The sequence below is a fragment of the Thermosynechococcus sp. QKsg1 genome, from assembly GCF_031586415.1.
In the GTDB taxonomy this organism is placed as follows: Bacteria; Cyanobacteriota; Cyanobacteriia; order Thermosynechococcales; family Thermosynechococcaceae; genus Thermosynechococcus.
The window spans coordinates 421,857-440,391 of record NZ_CP134200.1; the positions used below are offsets into that span (position 1 = coordinate 421,857).

An 18,535-nucleotide genomic window follows, 5' to 3' on the forward strand; every position below is an offset into this window, starting at 1 on the left:
TCTGCTCGTGCGAGTATCTGTGCTGCACCGACTCCAACAAGCAATTAAAAATGATCTCATTGCTGGTCTGCTGGTGGTGATCCCGCTGGCAACAACGATTTGGCTATCGATTTCTGTTTCCAGTTGGGTCTTGGATCTCCTCACCCGTATTCCTAAGCAGGTGAACCCCTTCAAAACATGGCACCCCCTGTTGGTGGATCTGCTCAATGTGGCGGTGGGGATTGTTGTGCCCTTAACAGGGATCTTGCTCATTGGCTTGATGGCACGCAATATCTTTGGCCAGTGGCTGTTGAACACAGGTGAGAGCATTCTCAAGCGCATCCCCTTGGCGGGCACTATTTATAAAGTGCTGCAACAACTCCTAGAGACGATTCTGCGGGACTCGCGCGATCGCTTTCGCCGAGTAGTGCTCGTAGAATACCCGCGGCCGGGTCTGTGGGCCGTGGCCTTTGTCACTGGCACGATTAATGGTTCATTGCAAACGGTTTTTTCCGAGCCAATGTTGAGTCTATTTATCCCCTCATCGCCTAACCCCACCACCGGTTGGTATGTGATTGCCAGTGAGCGGGATGTGCGAGATTTGGATATTTCGATCGAGGATGCCTTTAAGCTGATTATTTCCGGGGGGATTGTCACACCGGGATCAGTTCCGACCTCGACCCTGCCCCCCGCCCCTGCGTCGTTGCGTTAAGAACTCGTTTTTGAGGATTTACCCATGATTACTGCTCGTCGTGTTGCCCGTGAATTGGCGTTGCTCAGTGCCGCTCAAGTGTTACGCCAACCGAAACTGCTCGATGAAAGTGACTGCCGCAGCTTGATCCTGATGGCGGTACGGACGCTGGCGAGTGATGTGCGCGATACCCTCGAACAGGCCGGCACTGAACTCAGTGAAAGTCAGCGACTGCTCAACCATAGCGAGTTTCAGTTGCCCCACCTCAAAAAGGCACAGATGGTGCTTCAAGATGCCCTCAATCGGGCGGAAAAGGGCTTGAACAAAATAGGTGCTGCCCTCGATTTACCCGAAATTCTCTACTTTGCCCATCAAGAGGAAGTTCAAGCCTACGCGATCGCCCTACTGCGCTGTTTGCAGCGACACCAAACGGAGATTCAAGAACTGGTGAATCGCTCAATGGTGGATTGGCAACTGGAGCGACTGACACACTTAGATCGCGCCATTATTGAAATGGCCGTCGCAGAGATGCGCTATCTTGACGTGGCCAAGCCAGTGGCCATCAACGAAGCGATCGAACTGGCCAAACGCTACAGCGACCAAGGTAGTCATCGCTTTATCAATGGTGTGCTGCGGCGGATCAGTGAAGCCCTTGACACGGCTCAGGCGGCCACTGGTAACTGAAACGACTGCCACAATTGCTGCCGCCCCAACTCCACATCCTCAGGCCGACATTGCCAGTGGGGATGGGCACTCATCACTAAACTTTCGAGGGTTTCGCGATCAAAAAGATGCCAAACAGGGGCACCGTCAACATGGTGGGCGATCGCCAGCAGATTTTCAGCCACGCAGTGAATTTCTAAACAGGTGGCTGCTCGCTGAATTTGCAACTGCTGCCCCGGTAGGAGCGATCGCACCGCATCCATAATCTCCCGTAGTTCCGAGATGCTCTGGACACAGACCCCCGGAATGGCCACCCGCTGCTGGGGATCCCCATTGACTTGCAGCCAATAATGACGGCTGGGATCAATTCCCAGAAGCCAAGGATCAACATCATCTAAGCGATAACGGGGAGCCAAGGAGAGTCCGTGCATCATTTATCCATTTCCTAAATCACAGCATTGATATCTAGCGATCGCAAGGGATCACTCTCGTATATGTAGTGTGATAAGTCTCCTTTATTTGATCAATCAAAGTTAATAATGCTTAATTTTTTGCCCATAGTTGTTAACAAAGCGCCGTTTTGCCACCAGCGAGATCACCGTTTTGTTACGGCAGCTACGGTTATCCGAGAGAAAACGGTTAAAATGAAGTTAAGAATAGGTTAACCCCTGAGAAAAAAGGATAGGTAAGCAATGAATAAATACGAATTTTTACATCCCCACAGCCGTTACCACGGTGAGTTTACACCCGAAAACTTTTTATTTGATGCCAACTTACAGGAGTTTGCGACCCAAGTGAGCTACATTTCCGGTCTGGAAAACAGTGGCAAGCTTTCCCCTCAGGAAGCCTATGAGCAAATTAAACGCCTTTGGAAAGAACTGAAAGCAACCAAAAAAGCGCTGCTAGATACTGCGCCCCCTAGCTAGGCTTGGAGGCGATGAAGCGTCTCCCGAATCAGTTCGGTCGGCACCTGATCAAAAATGTCCACATGGCCAATGGCAGTGGGGAGAATAAACCGCACCTGTTGTGCCTGAACCTTCTTGTCATGCTGGAGGAGTGCCAGCAGTCCCTCGACATCAAAGTGAGGCGGGATCGTTGTCGGTAGTTTTGCTTTGAGAATCAATGCCCGTTGGGCGGCGGCGGCTTCTACTGACCAATACCCCAAGGCCACCGCCAGTTCTCCAGCGGCAATCATGCCAATGGCCACAGCCTCGCCGTGATTCAAAAGACGATAGTTGCCCATACTTTCAAGGGCATGGCCAATGGTGTGCCCGTAATTCAAAATGGCCCGCAGTCCGGCTTCGCGCTCATCCTTGCTGACCACATCCACCTTCACTTGGCAGGAACGCTGCAGAATTTGGAGCAACTGCTCAGTAGGCAAAGCAGCCATGCGATCCAAGCGCGGCAGCTGACTCAACAAATCAAACAGCTCAGTATCCCAAATCACACCATACTTAATCACCTCTGCCATACCAGCCCGGAATTCTCTGGGGGGCAGGGTTGCCAAAACATCGGGATCAATGACCACAAGACGGGGTTGATGAAAGGCACCGATGAGATTTTTGCCCTGGGGATGGTTCACCCCTGTTTTCCCGCCAATCGCCGCATCCACCATCGCCAAGAGACTGGTGGGAATCTGAACCACGGCAATCCCCCGCAGCCAAGTGGCCGCTGCAAAGCCAGTCATGTCGCCAATGACGCCACCGCCAAGGGCAAAGAGGGTGGAACCCCGCTCTAAACGCTGACTCAGGGCCGCATCATAGATCTTTTCGACGGTTCTGAGGGTTTTGTAGCGTTCCCCTGCTGGCAGAATACAGGGGGTGACCTGCCAGCCTGCTTGCGTTAATGCCTCTTGCACATCCGTGCCGTAGTGCTGCCAAATTTGCGGATTGGAAACGATGAGGGCGGGTGCTTTCGGCGTCAACGGCGTATATTCGGCCAACAGTGCAGGCAACTGCCGCCGTGTGTTGACACCAATGGCAATGCGGTAGGCGTGCTCACCAAGGGGAACGGGAATCAGCGTCGTCATTGTTGGATTTGCTGGGGACAACTACATTAAGTATCTTTAAGTATTTTCAGTCATCACTGCCGGGGCGGGGAAAGGCTGGCTTCGCTTGCCAAGGGGCAAAAAACGGCAGGAGGAGAAGTGCCGGTAGGGCAGCACCAATCGTAAAGAGAAAAAAGAGCGGCCAGCCCATGATCTCTGCCGCTTTACCCGCGGGCGCTGCCAACACATCCCGACTAAAGGCAAACAAACTGGAGAGCAGGGCATACTGTGTTGCACTAAATTGAGGGTTGCACAGGCTCATTAAAAGAGCCGTTAGAGCCGCGATCGCCAGTCCGGCACAGAAGTTATCAATACTAATGGCGGCCACCATCACCGTTGGATTGGCACCGGCATTGGCCAAAACAAAGTAGGAGACATTGCTAGAAGCTTGCAATCCCCCCATGATCCAAAGAGCACGGTGAATACCGATTTGACTGATGGCCGCCCCGCCGGCAAGGGCACCAACAATGGTGGCAATCAGCCCGACCCCCCCTTGCACCGCACCAATTTGGGTTTGGCTAAAGCCCTGCTGCAACAGGAAAGGGGTCATCATGTTCCCTGTGAGGGCATCCCCCAAGCGGTAGAGGCAGATAAAGAGCAGAATAATCAGCCCTGTTCCCCAGCCGTAGCGCTGGAAAAAATCAAGGAAGGGGCGAATCACGGCTTGCGCCAATGAAGGAGGAGCCGGGGGATGGACTTCGGGTTCCGGTGCCCAAAGGGTCGTGACCATGCCCACGAGCATCAGCAGCGCCATCAGGACGTAAACCACGGGCCAAGGCAGTTGATCGGCAAGAATCAGGGCTAGGGAACCCGTGACCAAGAGCGCAATGCGATAGCCAAGGACGTAAATACCCGCACCCGCCCCCATTTCAAGGGGTTCTAGGACATCGGCACGGTAGGCATCCACCGCAATATCTTGGCTGGCGCTCAAAAAAGCAATGGCGAAGGCATTCACTGCCAACAGCCGCAGGCTCGTACTGGGATCCTGTACCGCCATTAGGGCGATCGCCCCCAAGAGGAGCACCTGAATGAGCAGTAACCAGCCCCGCCGCCGTCCCAAAAAGGGAATTGTATAGCGATCTAGCAAGGGTGACCAGAGAAACTTCAGTGAGTAGGGCAACCCCACGAGGCTAAAGAAACCAATAGCGGTCAAGTCAATGCCCTCAACGGTCATCCATGCCTGCAGTGTTCGGCTGGTGAGAAACAGGGGCAACCCTGAGGAAAAGCCCAACAAGAGCAGGGCCGCCATTTTGCGACTTTGAAACACCCGTAGAGCTGCGCCGATTCCCGCCATTCATGTCGTTCCCCTGCTTGAGACTTGCCCTAGTGTAGAGCAAAAGGGGCAGTCACCTAAAGACTACTGGCTTGACTGATGCGGCTGGGGCGAAAAGCGGGCCGACAGGTATCTAGGGAAACGGGGACGGGTTTGACGTGCCAGATGTCTTTGCAATACTCCGCAATCGTGCGATCGCTAGAGAATTTGCCCATGCGCGCCACATTGAGAATAGACATCTGTGTCCAGTGGCTCTTCTCGCGGAAGGCTTGGGCAACCCGTTGCTGACAGTCCACATAGGATTGGTAGTCCGCCAACAGCATATAGGGATCTTCGTTGAGCAGGGAACTGACAATCGGTTCAAATAGCCCCGGCTCACGTGGATTGAAGTAGTCGGAAATCAGGCTGTCAATCACTTTCTTGAGCATTGGGTTGCTGTTGTAGTACTCGCAGGGATTGTAGCCCTCAGCTTTCAGGCTCATTACCTCTTGCGCCGTCAGACCAAAGAGGAAGAAGTTCTCTGCCCCCACCTCTTGGCGAATTTCCACATTTGCCCCATCCAGAGTACCAATCGTCAGGGCGCCATTGAGGGCAAATTTCATGTTGCCGGTGCCGGAGGCCTCCTTACCAGCGGTGGAGATCTGCTCTGAAAGATCAGCCGCAGGATAGGTCATTTCCCCAAGGGAAACGGAATAGTTACTGAGGAACACGACCCGCAGACGGCCATTGACATCCCGATCATGGTTGACCATATCCCCCACCGCATTGATCAGCTTGATGATCATCTTGGCCATGAAGTAGCCGGGGGCTGCCTTGCCGCCAAAAATAAATGTGCGCGGCTGAATGTCAATGTTGGGGTTGGCCTTGATTTGTTCGTAGAGGGTAATAATGTGGAGCACCGCCAAGTGCTGCCGCTTGTACTCATGGATCCGCTTCACTTGAATGTCAAACAGGGAATAGGGATCCACTTCAATCTGGTTGTGGCGCCAGATGTACTCCGCTAGGCGTTCTTTGTTGGCTTGCTTGATTTGCTGCCACTTGGCCTGAAAGGCGGGATCCGTGGCGTAGGGTTCTAGGCCGCGCAGGTCTTCAAGGTGGGTAATCCAGCGATCGCTCTTCAGTGTTTCGGTAATCAGGCTGGCCAAGCGGGGATTACTCATCAATAGCCAACGGCGGGGGGTAATGCCATTGGTTTTGTTCTGGAACTTGTTGGGGTACATCTCGTAGAAGTCCCGCATCAGCTCCTGCTTGATCAGCTCTGTGTGCAGTTCGGCGACCCCGTTGACCGTATGGCTGCCGACACAGGCCAAATGCGCCATGCGCACCTGCTTGGGATGACCTTCCTCAATCAAGGACATGCGTGCTAAGCGGGCAATGTTGCCGGGATAGCGTTGGCGAATCTCGTTGAGGAAGCGGTAGTTAATCTCGTAAATAATTTCAAGGTGGCGCGGCAGTAGTTGCGCAAAAAGTTCCACCGACCAGCGTTCAAGGGCTTCCGCCAGCAGGGTATGGTTGGTGTAGGCAAAAGTGCGCTGGGTAATGTCCCACGCTTTTTCCCACGGGAGTTGGTACTCATCCACCAGCAATCGCATCAGTTCAGCCACACCAATGGCAGGGTGGGTATCGTTGAGCTGAATGGCTACTTTGTCGGGGAAGGCATCAAAGCTGGTGTGCCGCCGCAGGTAAAGGCGAATAATGTCCTGCAACGAACAGGAGACAAAGAAATACTGTTGCCGCAGGCGCAGCTCCTTGCCTTGGGGAGTGTTGTCGTTGGGGTAAAGAACCTTCGAGATATTCTCACTAAAGGTTTTTTCCGAGACCGCTTGGGTGTAGTCACCGGCGTTGAACACCTGAAGGTTAAAGTCCTGCGCTGCACGAGCACTCCACAGACGGAGCGTATTCACCGTATTTTTGCCATAGCCTGGAATTGGCGTATCGTAGGGCGTGCCAAAAACGGTAGTGCTAGGAACCCACCGCACCCGGTAGTGCCCTTGGACATCGGTGTAGGCTTCGGTGTGGCCGCCAAACTTAACTTCGACATTGTAGTCGGGCCGGGCAATCTCCCAAGGGTTGCCAAAGCGCAGCCAGTTGTCGGGGACTTCGTGCTGCCAGCCATTGGTGATGATTTGCTCGAAAATTCCATACTCGTAGCGAATGCCGTAGCCAACAGCGGGAATTTCGAGGGTGGCTAAGGAGTCGAGGAAACAAGCCGCCAACCGTCCTAGGCCGCCATTTCCTAAGCCTGGTTCAGGTTCGCGATCCATGAGTTCATTGAGATCTAAGCCAAAGTCGGTCATGGCCTGTTTGGTTTGCTCATAGAGGCCGACGTTAATCAGGTTATTCAGGAGCAAGCGACCAATGAGAAACTCTGCCGACAGGTAATAGACCACCTTCGCATCCTGCTCAAAATAGGTTTGGGCGGTCTTAATCCGTCGATGCAGCAGGCGATCGCGCACCGTGTAGGCCAGTGCCATGAAGTAATCGTAGGGCGTGGCAAACATGGCATCCTTGCCTTGGATGTAGTGCAGGTTATCCACAAAGGCGCGCTTCAGGGTTTGCACTGTCATCCCTGTGCGATCGCTCTCGATATACAAATCGCAGTGTTCGTCGTTGGCAGCAGGGTTGGTGTGGGAAACTGAATAAACAGGATGACCGTTAGGAGTGGAGGAACTATTCATGCAACCTGTGGCTCTGAAGGAATCGGAAATAACTTAACTTAAGGCTAATACAGATTTGTGAAATGTACATTAGATTACCGCTGCGGGAATTTTAATAATTGATTTATCTGCCTTTACATTTTTTTAATCTTCTCAAAGAGTGATCCAATCCCTTGGACAATCCCTAATCAAACCAACCAATTTCTGCATCGCCAAGGTGAGAGGCATTGGGATTGGGGATGGGAATTTCATTGACAAGGGGCTTAAATCCCACATCCTCAAAGCGGTAGGGCTGAGGCGCCGTGAGTTGGCGAATGACTTCTTTGGCCTCTTCAAATTCGGCTTCTAGAGCCTGATGGCGGGTTTGGAGGTCCTGAAGCTCAGTTTCGAGGGCTTGGGCGCGATCGCGCCACGTTTGCACTTCCTGTTGCAGTTGCTCTATCTGGGTGCTGTGAGCGGTTTTCTCAGCTTCTGCCGCTGCTAACGCTGCTTTGAGGGTGGCCAGTTCTTGCTCTAGTTCTGCCTTGGTGGGCTGGTGTCGACTCCGCTTGCTGGGCGCTTGACTTTGTTTGGCTGCCTCTTGCCGCAGTAGATCGCTGAGGTTTTGGTGTTCCATCAAATGAATGATTAAATTACTTGCACAATCACAGTCTTTCTCTTGTTGATCTTTGCATAAAATTCGCACTGATAGGATATAATCGCTTGGAATTCTTTTGGCTGTGAGAGTGAAATATGCTAACCTCGACCGCAACGCCGCTGACCACAGAGCAGGCACACCTCAAGATTCAGGGGGGCTATCGGTTATCGGGGGAGGTGAGGATTAGCGGAGCCAAGAATTCAGCATTAGTCTTGATGGCGGGGGCGCTCTTAGCAGCCGATACAACCATTCTTCGTGCAGTGCCTGACTTGGCGGATATTCGTCGCCTTGGGGAAATTTTACAGGCATTGGGGGTCAAGGTACAACGCCTCGGTAGTGAAGCGATCGCCATTGATGCCACGGACTTAAATACCAATGATCCGCCCTATCGCTTGGTCAGCCAACTGCGGGCGAGTTTCTTTGCCATTGGCCCTTTGGTGGCACGCTTGGGTGTTGCCCGCGTCCCCTTGCCTGGCGGCTGCGCTATTGGCGCTCGTCCGGTGGAACTGCATGTGCGCGGTCTGCAAGCGATGGGAGCCGAAGTCACGATTGACCACGGTGTTGTTACCGCCAGTGCCCCCAAACTGAAGGGAACCCGCATCTATTTGGACTATCCCAGCGTTGGTGCAACGGAAACCCTGATGATGGCCGCCACCCTTGCCGAGGGGGAAACCACGATTGAAAATGCCGCTCAAGAACCGGAAGTGGTGGATTTGGCCAACTTTTGTATCGCCATGGGGGCAAAAATCTATGGCGCAGGCACCAATTCGATTACCATTGTTGGGGTCGATCGCCTCCACGGCACTGAATACGAAATTATCCCTGATCGCATCGAAGCGGGCACATTTCTCTTGGCGGCTGCTGTCACTCGCTCGGCCATTACCCTCGCACCCGTGATTCCTAGCCACCTGACTCCCGTTATCGCCAAACTTGCAGAAATGGGAGCAACGGTTGAATTTCCCGATCCCACGCGCGTCCGCTTTACCCCTGCCCAGTGCTATCGTGCCACCGACATTGAAACGCTCCCCTACCCCGGCTTTCCCACGGATATGCAGGCCTTGATGATGACATTGCTGGCCATCAGTGAGGGGAATAGTTTAGTCAGCGAAACGGTGTTTGAAAATCGCTTTGGCCATGTGGCTGAACTGAATCGCATGGGTGCCGATATTCGCGTCAAGGGGAATCACGCCGCCATCCGAGGGGTGCCCCATCTTTCCGGTGCACCGGTAACAGGTACGGATTTACGCGCCACAGCGGCTTTAGTCGTTGCTGGACTGGCTGCCCACGGCGAAACCCACGTCTATGGCTTGCAGCACTTAGATCGGGGCTACTGGCAAATTGAAGCCAAGCTGCGGGGTTTGGGCGCACAGCTAGAGCGCTATATTCCGAATGCAGCGCCTTCTCCAGTTTTTTAGGCCGGCCTTGGGGGCAAGTGCCATCTCGGTTCCTATCCCCCCTGTCCATTGCACCATCACATTTGCCAGCACTTCAGCTACGGTGGGCGTCCAATGTTCCCATGCGCTAAGGGGCAAGGCCAATGCCCCCCAATAGGCACCAAAAAGACAGCTTAAGAGAAAACCAGCACTGGGTTGCTGCTTGATAACAATTTCATGGGCTAATTCTAAGTCCCACGGGGCGATCGCCAAGGCATAGCGGATCATCTCCCCTTTTTCTGAGGGTACGGCCAAAGGCTCAGGTGCCCAAGCCGCCGCGAGGTATTCATGGAGTAGGGTCTGAATCTCCTGCAACGCCGCGGGGACTGAGATCAAAGGTTGATCCCATGATGCCAACAACTGCGGCAGCTGAACGGGCCACTCCCCTTGGTTGGGGGTTAACCATTGGTGGGGTAGTGTCTGGGCTAGATAGATATCCTCTTTAGCGATGCCCCACAGAAGTCCAAGGAGGGCACCGCGAAACTGCTCATAGACGCCCCCTCTGACCATCACGCCGACTGCTTTTGACCCACAACAGCATAGAAGGGATCGGTGAATCCCAGCCAAGACCAGCGACGGGGCAGATGGGTTTCGATGACCTTAAGGGAGGGAATGCTGTTGATATAAGTTTGCACCAACTGCACGCGATCGCCCTCGGTACCCTCGCGCCACGCCTGAATCGCCTTCTCAAAAAACATTCGATTCGAGAAGCTGACAATGACCACCCCTTGGGGTTTGAGGATACGGGCAATTTCTGTAAAAGTGGCCTCAGGATACTGGAGATACTGCACCGACACCGCCATCAGCACGGCATCAAAACTGGCCTCCTCTAGGGGCAAAGCCAACGCTTCATTGAGGTTCTGGACAAAGTAGCGATCCAGCCGAGGGTTGCGGGCTAGCTCCGCCGCATTCATCCCATGACCCACCACCTCCGCAAAGGATAGCTCTGGTGGTAGATGGGACACCCAACTACTCATTAAGTCCAAAACCCGCATTTGTGGCTGCAGGTATTCGCGGTAGAGATTTGTGAGGCGCGCCAGAAAGAAATCATCCACGTGGGTAACAAAGCGCGGTGCCGCATAAAAGAGAGCATCGCTGCGGCTATCCAGTTTCGTGCGCTGGTAGGGATTGAGAATCATGGACCTAACTGCTGAGCAATCTCCTTTTGAAGATAACGAACAACCTCGGTTAAGGGGAGGGTGGATTTGGTACCGCTTGCCCGGATCACCAGTTCCACTTCCCCCTTGGCGATCGCCCGCCCCGTCACTAGGCGATAGGGAATGCCAATGAGATCCGCATCTTTGAATTTCACCCCTGCCCGCTCATCGCGATCGTCGAGGAGCACCTCAATTCCTGCCGCCTGAAGTTGATCGTAGAGGTCAGTAGCCACCTGCATTTGCTGACCATCCTCGATGTTGGGAACGACAATGATCACCTGATAGGGGGCGATCGCCAGCGGCCAAATGATCCCCTGAGCATCGTGGTGCTGCTCCACTGCCGCCTGTGCCAAGCGGGAAACCCCAATGCCATAGCAGCCCATCACCAGCGGCACTTCTTCCCCCTGTTCATTGGTGTAGGTGGCCTTCATCGCCTCAGAATACTTTGTCCCCAACTGGAAAATATGGCCAATTTCAATGCCACGGGCCGTCTCTAGGTGCTGTGTTGGATCGTGGCAGGCGCGATCGCCGGCTTGGGCTTTGCGCACATCGGCCACAATGGCCGGTAATGGACAGGATTTGCCCCAATTGACACCGACACGGTGCTGTTGATCGCGATTGGCTCCTGTAATAAACCGCTTTAACTCCGTTACGGTGTGATCGGCAATGCGAATCCAGTGGGGAATGATCTGGGGATCGGCTTTAATAACGCCGTCCTCTATGTCAGGGCCAATGTAACCAAAGGGAATGGGGGTGGCTGCCCACTCTTGGGCGGTATTGGCATCCGCCACCCGCAGATCCAGCAATTTCGTTGCCCCGTAGTTGGGCGCAAGGGAAGTGAGGGTGTTGTGCAGCTTGACGCTATTCACCTCTTGATCGCCGCGAATACTCACCAACACGAGACCCACCCGCCCATTATCGAAAACCGCTCGATAGAGGACATTTTTCACAATTTGCGTCGGATGGCACTGCAAGTGCTCAACAAGGGCATCAATGGTTGCCGTATTGGGGGTATCTAGTGTCGCCACCTTTTTGTAGGTTGTGGGCACCGCGTCAGGGGGCAGCGAAACGGCCTTTTCCGCATTGGCGGCATATTGGCCGTCAGCCGTATAGAGCACTTCATCTTCGCCGGCGGCAGCCAGCACCATAAACTCATGGGATCCCGATCCGCCGATCGCACCCGAATCCGCCTCTACAGCTCGAAACGTCAGGCCACAGCGCTGAAGAATACGGCTATAGGTGTCGTACATCACCTGATAGGTTTCCTTGAGGCTGGCCACATCGGCATGGAAGGAGTAGCCGTCCTTCATAATGAATTCTCGTCCCCGCATCAGACCAAATCGCGGGCGAATCTCATCGCGGAATTTGGTTTGAATTTGGTACAGGTGAACGGGCAACTGACGATAGGAGCGAATCAAGTCCTTAGCGAGGGTGGTGATGACCTCTTCATGGGTCGGCCCTAGTCCCAACTGCCGCTCAGCGCGATCGGTGAGGGAAAACATGATCCCTTCGGCCTTGGTATAGGTATCCCAGCGTCCCGACTCTTGCCACAGTTCAGCGGGTTGCAATTGCGGCAACAAACATTCCAAGGCACCACTGCGGTTCATTTCCTCACGGACAATGGCGCTCACTTTTTGCAGCACTCGCCACATCAAGGGCAGATAGCTATAGATGCCACTGGCAATCCGCCGAATATATCCCGCCCGCAGCAATAATTTGTGGCTGGGAATTTCTGCTTCCGCTGGATCATCGCGAAGCGTGACAAAAAGCATTTGCGAGAGGCGCATAGCTGGGCTACCGATACTGCACAGAGCCTCTATTTTACGATGACCAGCGATCGCTAGGGGGTAGCCGTTGGTTCGGGGTCTGCTGCTGGCGGTTGAATGGGTGTCGGCGTCGGGGCAACCGTGGCCTCAGGTGTCGGTGCAGGACTGGTAGGGGTAGGAGCAACGGTGGTTTCAGGGGTGGGCGTAGGCGTTGGAGATGTCTCAGGTGTCGGCTTAGGAGCAGCAGTGGCTTCAGGGGTGGGTGTGGCTGGCGGCACTGATTCTGGTTCGGTTACTGGTTCAGAAGTCCTTTCAGGGGGACTGGGGGGGCTTTCCCACCAAGCGGGCGTGGGTGCTACCTGTTGACGTTGGCGCAGGCTGAGTTCATAGTCCCACTGCCAGATGCGATTGAGGGCTTCACGGTAGAGAGCGCGATCGCGACCAATTTGCTCAGCGGTTTGAATGGCTTCCTCTAGTTTGCCTTCCCGTGCCAAGCGAATCGCTCGATCGAGAATCGGACGATCCTCAATTTCTTCCAGTTTTTCCTGCCACTCGTTGCGGTAGTTGGCCACTACAGAAGCAAGCATAGCATTGTTGGGGAAGTATTGCAGAACCCCTAGGGCGGCCTGATACTGTTTCTGTTCTGCGAGGGCGATCGCCGCATGGAGCAAGGGCTGCTCATCAATCGTACGCAGATCCCGCTGCCAAAGGGCAATCAAACCTTGGGCTTGACCCCGTTCCGGCTGACCAAGGGGCACCTGCCGAGCTTGAGCAATGGCCAAGGCATACCCCCAGCGCAGATGAGAATTGGCGAGCCACGATGCCCACTGAAGATGCTGCTGGTTGCGCAACTGCTGCTGCCATGTCTTGAGGTAGGCCTGAGCCGATGCATAGAAGGGATCCGTGGTGGGAATCTGCTGCACGCGAGCGATCGCTTCCCAGTAGCCCAAAACCGTTCCCTTGGCCGCAAGGGCTTTGGCCTGCCCCAAGATGACAATCGGGCGATCGTGGTAGGACACATCGAGAGCGGGGGCAATTTTTTCAATGAGGGCTAGGGCACCCTCGCGATCGCCGGCCGCTAGGCGTTCTTCAGCGTACACAAACACTTCGGGAATCCAACGGCGAATATCCGCTTGGGCTTGGGAATAAACAACCGCCTCGGGGGGAATTTGCAGAGCCAGCATGACCGCCTCGGCCAGTTCATTGGCTGTTAACCAAGCCGCCAAATCCCGTGCCTGTACCAATTGCACCCACGCATCCTGTTCTTGGGAGATACGCACCGAGAGCTTTTGGGCCTGTTCGCGCCAGTAGTCGGTGCCCAACTGGTTCATCAGTTTCACTTGCAGTAATGCCAGCCCCCAATCCTGCTGGCGCAGTGCCGCCTCAGCCGTGGCCAACAAGTTTCCCCCTTCTCCCACATTGGTTGCGCTCAGTAGCTCTTGGGCTTGGGAGTAGCTGGCTGCAGTGGTGGGGATTTTTTTCAGGAGCAGCGTTGCCAGTTCGATGTTGCCTTGGCTCAACTGTTGGCGGGCAATCACGAGTAGGGCGGCTGACCATTCATCCACGCGCCGCTTCGCTTGGGGAAAAAGGGGGTGATCTTCGGGCCACTGACCGACGGTTTCAATGGCTTGAGCAACAGAGGGTAAGTTGCCGTGGAGGGCGGCTTGATCGGCACAGTAGAGGCGATCGCCATCGCTCATGACGAGGCCGGGGCGACGACAATCGGGCAAGGGGGGTAAAACCAATAGCCAAGCACTGGCGGTCATCAGGGTTGCGCCGGAGATTAAAAAGGGGATGAGCCAAGGCCACCCCTCATAGGCCATGAGTCGTTGGCGGTAGGTTTGCCAGCGGGAGGGCAGAGATGCAGTGACTGTTGTCCCCACAGGGGCGATCGCTAGCTCCGCTGACTTAGGAACCCGCCGCAACCACCGTTGCCAAACCTCTAGTGCTTTCATTTCCTGCTGCGGCTCCTCACCCACTGCCTCAAATTTCCCTAGGATGCTAGGGAGGTCGTTAGAACTTTTATAGCAAATCAACTTGGCAATTCCCTCCTCAAGTTGCCGTTTCCCACGGCAGGATTATAATTTAAGGATACGAATCGCAATAATCGTTAACATTTCTCCTGATTTTGCAACGCCTGTGACCCCACTCTGGCAACGCTTGATTTTAATCTCCCCCTTTTTCTTTTGGGGAACTGCCATGGTGGCCATGAAAGAGGTGATGCCCCATACCTCGCCGCTGTGGGTTGCCGGTGTGCGCCTTGTGCCCGCAGGCCTTCTGGTGTTAGCGGTGGCGATCGCCCTCGGTAAGCCCCAACCCAATAGCTTACGGGCGTGGGGATGGATTAGTCTTTTTGCCCTTGTGGATGGCTTTTTATTTCAGGGGCTTCTGGCCACTGGCTTAGCAAAAACGGGAGCCGGGCTGGGTTCTGTCATGATTGACTCCCAACCCCTTGCGGTGGCATTGCTGTCCCGCTGGCTATATCAAGAGCGCGTTGGCGGCTGGGGCTGGCTGGGGCTATTTCTTGGCTTAGTGGGCATTAGCGGTATTGGTCTAGGCGATGATCTCTTGACGTTGCTCCATCAACCCAGCGCATGGCAAGGTATTCCTTGGGGACAGTGGTGGCAGCGAGGTGAACTGTGGATGCTGTTGGCTGCCCTCTCAATGGCCGTGGGAACCATTCTCATGCGTCCCTTGGCACGCTATGCGGATCCCGTTGTGGCTACCGGCTGGCACATGGTCTTGGGCGGGTTGCCCCTCTTGCTCTTGCCGAGCCTGAATACCCCAGCACCTTGGGCGGCTCTACAGTGGCCAGATGTCTTTAATTTGGGCTATGCCACCCTCTTCGGTAGTGCCCTGTCCTACGGTGTCTTTTTCTATTTCGCTGCCAAGGGGAATCTGACTAGTCTCAGTGCCCTGACCTTTCTCACCCCAGTATTTGCCCTCACCTTTGGGCATTGGTTCTTAGGGGAAACCCTGAGTCAGGTTCAGTTGGTGGGGGTGGGGCTAACGCTCATGAGCATTTACATCATCAATCAGCGCCAAGTGCTGGGGCGGTGGTGGCAACAACTCCCCTTACCCGCCCGCTTGCGGGAATCGGCAACTTCGGTCAGCGTTAAAGTAGTCGATCAAAAGTAGTCGATTAACCTCAGTCAAATAGGTCGGTTTCCTGCCCAGCGTCCCCACACCCCAGCAAGTCTATGAATGATCCCTTTCACCTGATCCAGTTATCAGATCTGCATCTATTTGCCACAGATGAAGGCAGACTCCTTGGCCTGCCCACGGCTCAATCCCTAGCTGCTGTTTTAGGGGTAATTCACCGTCATGCCCCTGCTGCCCTGCTGTTGACGGGAGACTTGGCACAGGAACCCGTTGCCACCACCTACGACCGTTTGGCCACTGCTTTCAGGGACTTTACCTGTCCCGTATATTGGATTCCCGGTAACCATGATGAACCAAGGGTAATGCTGCCGGCGCTGGAACGTCCGCCGCTGAGGGGCGATCGCCAGATCAATCTTGGGACTTGGCAAGGCCTGCTCCTCAGTTCCCAAGCGGATGGCAAAGTCCATGGTGAATTGCGTCCTGAAACCTTAAGCTGGCTAGAGGCAACCTTGAGTCGCGCGGGCGATCGCCCCACATTCATTGCCCTGCACCATCCCCCCTTTGAGACCGGTGCCCCTTGGCTCGACAGTAGCCGCCTACAAAACCCTGAGCACCTTTTTGCTGTGTTGGATCGCCATCCGCAGGTGAAGCTTGTCCTCTTTGGTCATATCCATCAGGAATTTGCCACCGAGCGGCAAGGGGTGACGTATCTCGGCTGCCCCTCCACCTGTATCCAGTTTTTGCCTCGCGCCCCTGAATTTTCCCTTGAACCCATTGGTCCCGGTTTTCGTCATCTGTTGTTATACCCCGATGGCACCTTTAGAACCCACATTGAACGGGTAGAGATTCCCCTCACCTTGGACTTTAGTGCCAAAGGGTACTAAAACCTAGGCGATAGCCGCATTTGTAGGCTATACCTATTGAAAAGTGCGTGTAGGTAGGAGTGGTGGGCTATGAACCTCAGTCGGAACACCGATGAGATTAAACTGGTTCCCGAGATGACCGGTGGTCGAGTCCCCTATACCCCCCGCAACCATCGCCGTATTCTCTGCATTTTCCCCCGCTATAGCCGCTCCTTTGGTACGTTTCACCACGCCTACCCCCTCATGGGCACGGTACGCGCCTTTATGCCACCCCAAGGGATTTTGTTGGTGGCCGCCTATCTTCCAGACTCTTGGGAAGTGCGCCTGATTGATGAAAATGTACGGCCAGCAACCGATGCTGACTATGCTTGGGCTGATATTGTCATTACTAGCGGCATGCACATTCAGCGGCCACAAATTTTAGAAATCAACGACATTGCCCATCGTCACGGTAAACTCACTGCCCTCGGCGGGCCTTCGGTCTCCAGTTGTCCGGAGTACTATCCCGATGTGGATATTCTCCACCTAGGGGAACTGGGGGATGCCACCGATAAAATGATTGCTTACTTTGACGAGTACGGCAGCCAGCGCCCGCCCCAACAACTGATCTTTGAAACCACGGCACGGTTACCCTTGAGTGAATTTCCTGTGCCTGCCTACCAGCACGTGCGCATGGAAAATTACTTCCTCGGCAGTGTGCAGTTTTCCAGTGGCTGTCCCTTTCGCTGTGAGTTTTGTGATATTCCCGAACTCTATGGCCGCAATCCGCGCCTGAAAACGCCGCAGCAAATCCTCAAGGAACTGGATACAATGCTGGCTTCAGGAAATCCGGGGGCGGTCTATTTCGTTGACGATAACTTTATTGGCAATCGCCGCGCCGTCATGGAACTGCTGCCCCATCTGATTGACTGGCAAAAGGCCAATGGCTACCCGCTGCAATTTGCCTGTGAAGCGACCCTGAACATTGCCCAAAGCCCAAAACTTCTAGAAATGATGCGGGAAGCCTATTTCTGTACGATTTTCTGTGGCATTGAAACCCCGGAACCTGAAGCGCTCCACGCCATCCACAAGGATCAAAACCTAAGTATGCCGATTTTGCAGGCGGTGCAAACCCTCAATCGTTACGGCATGGAAGTGGTTTCTGGGATCATTATTGGCTTTGATACCGATACACCCCAAACGGGCGATCGCATTCTTGAATTTATTCGCGCTTCCCACATTCCCACTCTGACGATTAACCTGCTGCACGCCCTACCCCGTACCCCCCTCTGGCGTCGGCTGGAAGCAGAAGGCCGCCTCAACCATGACGAAAACCGCGAATCCAATGTTGAGTTCCTGATGCCCTACGAAGAAGTAGTGGAAATGTGGCGCCGCACCATCACCACCGCCTATGAACCGGAGTTTCTCTACGAGCGGTTTGCCTATCAAATGGAACACACGTATCCCAACCGCATTGCAGTGCCGAATAGCCCAGCTCGCCTCAGCCGCGAAAATATCCTGCGGGGACTGCGGATCATGAAAAATCTCCTCTGGCACGTGGGGCTTTGGGGGAGCTACCGCAAGACGTTCTGGAAGCTGGCAGGGCCTGCCCTGAAAAAAGGCCAAATTGAACAAGTGATCCACGTGGGTGTGGTGGGGCATCATCTGATTAACTTTGCCCAAGAATGTGCCCGTGGTGATGAGGCGGCGTCCTTCTATGCCCAACGGCTACGGCAAAAAAACACAACGGCCACCTCGCCCAAATCGGCCATCAAGTTGCCAGTGAAGCTGCGCTAACGCTCCTCGCAGCATTCCCCATCCCTAGGATGGGCTGCTTTATTTACTGTACAGTCATATAATAGAGTTATTAAGCTAAGTTATCTTGATCTGTGTCTCTAGTGTGCGATATCCCCTATGGTTGACCTCCCCTCCCCTGACTTGCTCACCCACGTTGCCGAGTATTTCAAAGTGCTGTCGGAACCGAGTCGCCTGCAAGTGCTCTGTGCCCTAAAACAGGGACGGCGCAATGTCTCGGAGATTATTCAGGAAACGGGGTTGGGGCAGGCCAATGTCTCAAAGCACTTGAAAACCCTTGCTCAGGCGGGTCTGGTGCGGCGACAACCCCAAGGGGTTACCGTCTATTACGAAATTGCTGACCCGACGATCTTTCCGCTGTGTGATCTGGTGTGCCAGCGGCTGAGGCAGCGCATTGAGGAGCAATCCCAAGTCGTCAAGGAATTGGTGCACAATTTCTCCTAGGCGCCATGCCCCAATATGCGAGAATAGTT

At 54.4% G+C, this 18,535-nt stretch carries 17 protein-coding genes; 8 read left to right on the top strand and 9 right to left on the bottom strand.

The window, feature by feature from the left end:
• Positions 1 to 19 precede the first annotated feature (19 nt).
• The gene (locus RHP47_RS02135) at positions 20 to 691 is read left to right on the top strand and encodes a DUF502 domain-containing protein (protein WP_149817733.1); all 672 of its coding nucleotides are present in this window, start codon (positions 20 to 22) and stop codon (positions 689 to 691) included.
• A 24-nt stretch (positions 692 to 715) separates the two neighbouring features.
• Positions 716 to 1,354, top strand: coding sequence for a transcription antitermination factor NusB (nusB, locus tag RHP47_RS02140; RefSeq protein ID WP_149817734.1), 639 nt, complete (start codon positions 716 to 718; stop codon positions 1,352 to 1,354).
• Here nusB and RHP47_RS02145 read toward each other — a convergent pair.
• Positions 1,333 to 1,767, bottom strand: coding sequence for a hypothetical protein (locus RHP47_RS02145; RefSeq protein ID WP_149817736.1), 435 nt, complete (start codon positions 1,765 to 1,767; stop codon positions 1,333 to 1,335). The two genes, nusB and RHP47_RS02145, sit on opposite strands and share 22 nt — an antisense overlap.
• A 258-nt stretch (positions 1,768 to 2,025) precedes the next feature.
• Between RHP47_RS02145 and RHP47_RS02150 the strand changes: the two genes are divergently transcribed.
• Positions 2,026 to 2,259, top strand: coding sequence for a hypothetical protein (locus RHP47_RS02150; RefSeq protein WP_149817738.1), 234 nt, complete (start codon positions 2,026 to 2,028; stop codon positions 2,257 to 2,259).
• Here RHP47_RS02150 and aroB read toward each other — a convergent pair.
• The 4 genes from aroB to RHP47_RS02170 all read right to left on the bottom strand — a co-directional run bounded on the left by aroB (position 2,256) and on the right by RHP47_RS02170 (position 7,926).
• Positions 2,256 to 3,362: a 3-dehydroquinate synthase gene (aroB, locus tag RHP47_RS02155; RefSeq protein ID WP_149817740.1), complete on the bottom strand. Its 1,107-nt coding sequence runs from the start codon at positions 3,360 to 3,362 to the stop codon at positions 2,256 to 2,258. The two genes, RHP47_RS02150 and aroB, sit on opposite strands and share 4 nt — an antisense overlap.
• Positions 3,363 to 3,408: 46 nt before the next feature.
• Positions 3,409 to 4,674 carry an AmpG family muropeptide MFS transporter gene (locus RHP47_RS02160; protein WP_310840924.1) on the bottom strand — a complete coding sequence of 422 codons (1,266 nt, stop codon included), beginning with the start codon at positions 4,672 to 4,674 and terminating at the stop codon, positions 3,409 to 3,411.
• Between the two features lie 56 nt (positions 4,675 to 4,730).
• Complete coding sequence (locus RHP47_RS02165; protein WP_310840926.1) at positions 4,731 to 7,331, bottom strand: glycogen/starch/alpha-glucan phosphorylase; 2,601 nt, start codon at positions 7,329 to 7,331, stop codon at positions 4,731 to 4,733.
• A gap of 163 nt (positions 7,332 to 7,494) precedes the next feature.
• Positions 7,495 to 7,926, bottom strand: coding sequence for a hypothetical protein (locus tag RHP47_RS02170; RefSeq protein ID WP_310840927.1), 432 nt, complete (start codon positions 7,924 to 7,926; stop codon positions 7,495 to 7,497).
• 116 nt (positions 7,927 to 8,042) lie between these two features.
• Here RHP47_RS02170 and murA point away from each other — a divergent pair, with 116 nt between their 5' ends.
• Entirely contained in the window at positions 8,043 to 9,362 is a 1,320-nt protein-coding gene (murA, locus tag RHP47_RS02175) for a UDP-N-acetylglucosamine 1-carboxyvinyltransferase (RefSeq protein WP_310840928.1), read from the top strand.
• On the opposite strand, the gene RHP47_RS02180 is transcribed toward murA, so the two are convergent.
• Genes RHP47_RS02180 through RHP47_RS02195 form a run of 4 tightly spaced genes read right to left on the bottom strand, consistent with a single transcriptional unit; the run spans position 9,318 to position 14,258 of the window.
• Positions 9,318 to 9,890 (bottom strand): hypothetical protein, encoded by a 573-nt coding sequence (locus tag RHP47_RS02180; protein WP_310840929.1) that lies wholly within the window; start codon positions 9,888 to 9,890, stop codon positions 9,318 to 9,320. The genes murA and RHP47_RS02180 overlap by 45 nt on opposite strands.
• Positions 9,890 to 10,519, bottom strand: coding sequence for a methyltransferase domain-containing protein (locus RHP47_RS02185; protein ID WP_310840931.1), 630 nt, complete (start codon positions 10,517 to 10,519; stop codon positions 9,890 to 9,892). The genes RHP47_RS02180 and RHP47_RS02185 overlap by 1 nt, the downstream gene beginning before the upstream one ends.
• Complete coding sequence (locus RHP47_RS02190) at positions 10,516 to 12,324, bottom strand: proline--tRNA ligase (RefSeq protein WP_310840933.1); 1,809 nt, start codon at positions 12,322 to 12,324, stop codon at positions 10,516 to 10,518. Before RHP47_RS02190 ends, RHP47_RS02185 begins: the two co-directional genes overlap by 4 nt.
• 53 nt (positions 12,325 to 12,377) lie before the next feature.
• Positions 12,378 to 14,258: a hypothetical protein gene (locus tag RHP47_RS02195; RefSeq protein ID WP_310840935.1), complete on the bottom strand. Its 1,881-nt coding sequence runs from the start codon at positions 14,256 to 14,258 to the stop codon at positions 12,378 to 12,380.
• Positions 14,259 to 14,502: 244 nt separating this feature from the next.
• On the opposite strand from RHP47_RS02195, the gene RHP47_RS02200 reads away from it, so the two are divergent.
• The 4 genes from RHP47_RS02200 (at position 14,503) to RHP47_RS02215 (ending at position 18,506) form a co-directional block, all read left to right on the top strand.
• Positions 14,503 to 15,441, top strand: coding sequence for a DMT family transporter (locus RHP47_RS02200; RefSeq protein WP_399381605.1), 939 nt, complete (start codon positions 14,503 to 14,505; stop codon positions 15,439 to 15,441).
• Positions 15,442 to 15,503: 62 nt separating this feature from the next.
• Positions 15,504 to 16,289: a 3',5'-cyclic-AMP phosphodiesterase gene (gene cpdA / locus RHP47_RS02205; RefSeq protein WP_149817760.1), complete on the top strand. Its 786-nt coding sequence runs from the start codon at positions 15,504 to 15,506 to the stop codon at positions 16,287 to 16,289.
• 69 nt (positions 16,290 to 16,358) lie between these two features.
• Entirely contained in the window at positions 16,359 to 18,044 is a 1,686-nt protein-coding gene (locus tag RHP47_RS02210; RefSeq protein ID WP_310840938.1) for a B12-binding domain-containing radical SAM protein, read from the top strand.
• Between the two features lie 117 nt (positions 18,045 to 18,161).
• Entirely contained in the window at positions 18,162 to 18,506 is a 345-nt protein-coding gene (locus RHP47_RS02215) for a helix-turn-helix transcriptional regulator (protein WP_149817764.1), read from the top strand.
• Positions 18,507 to 18,535 lie beyond the last annotated feature (29 nt).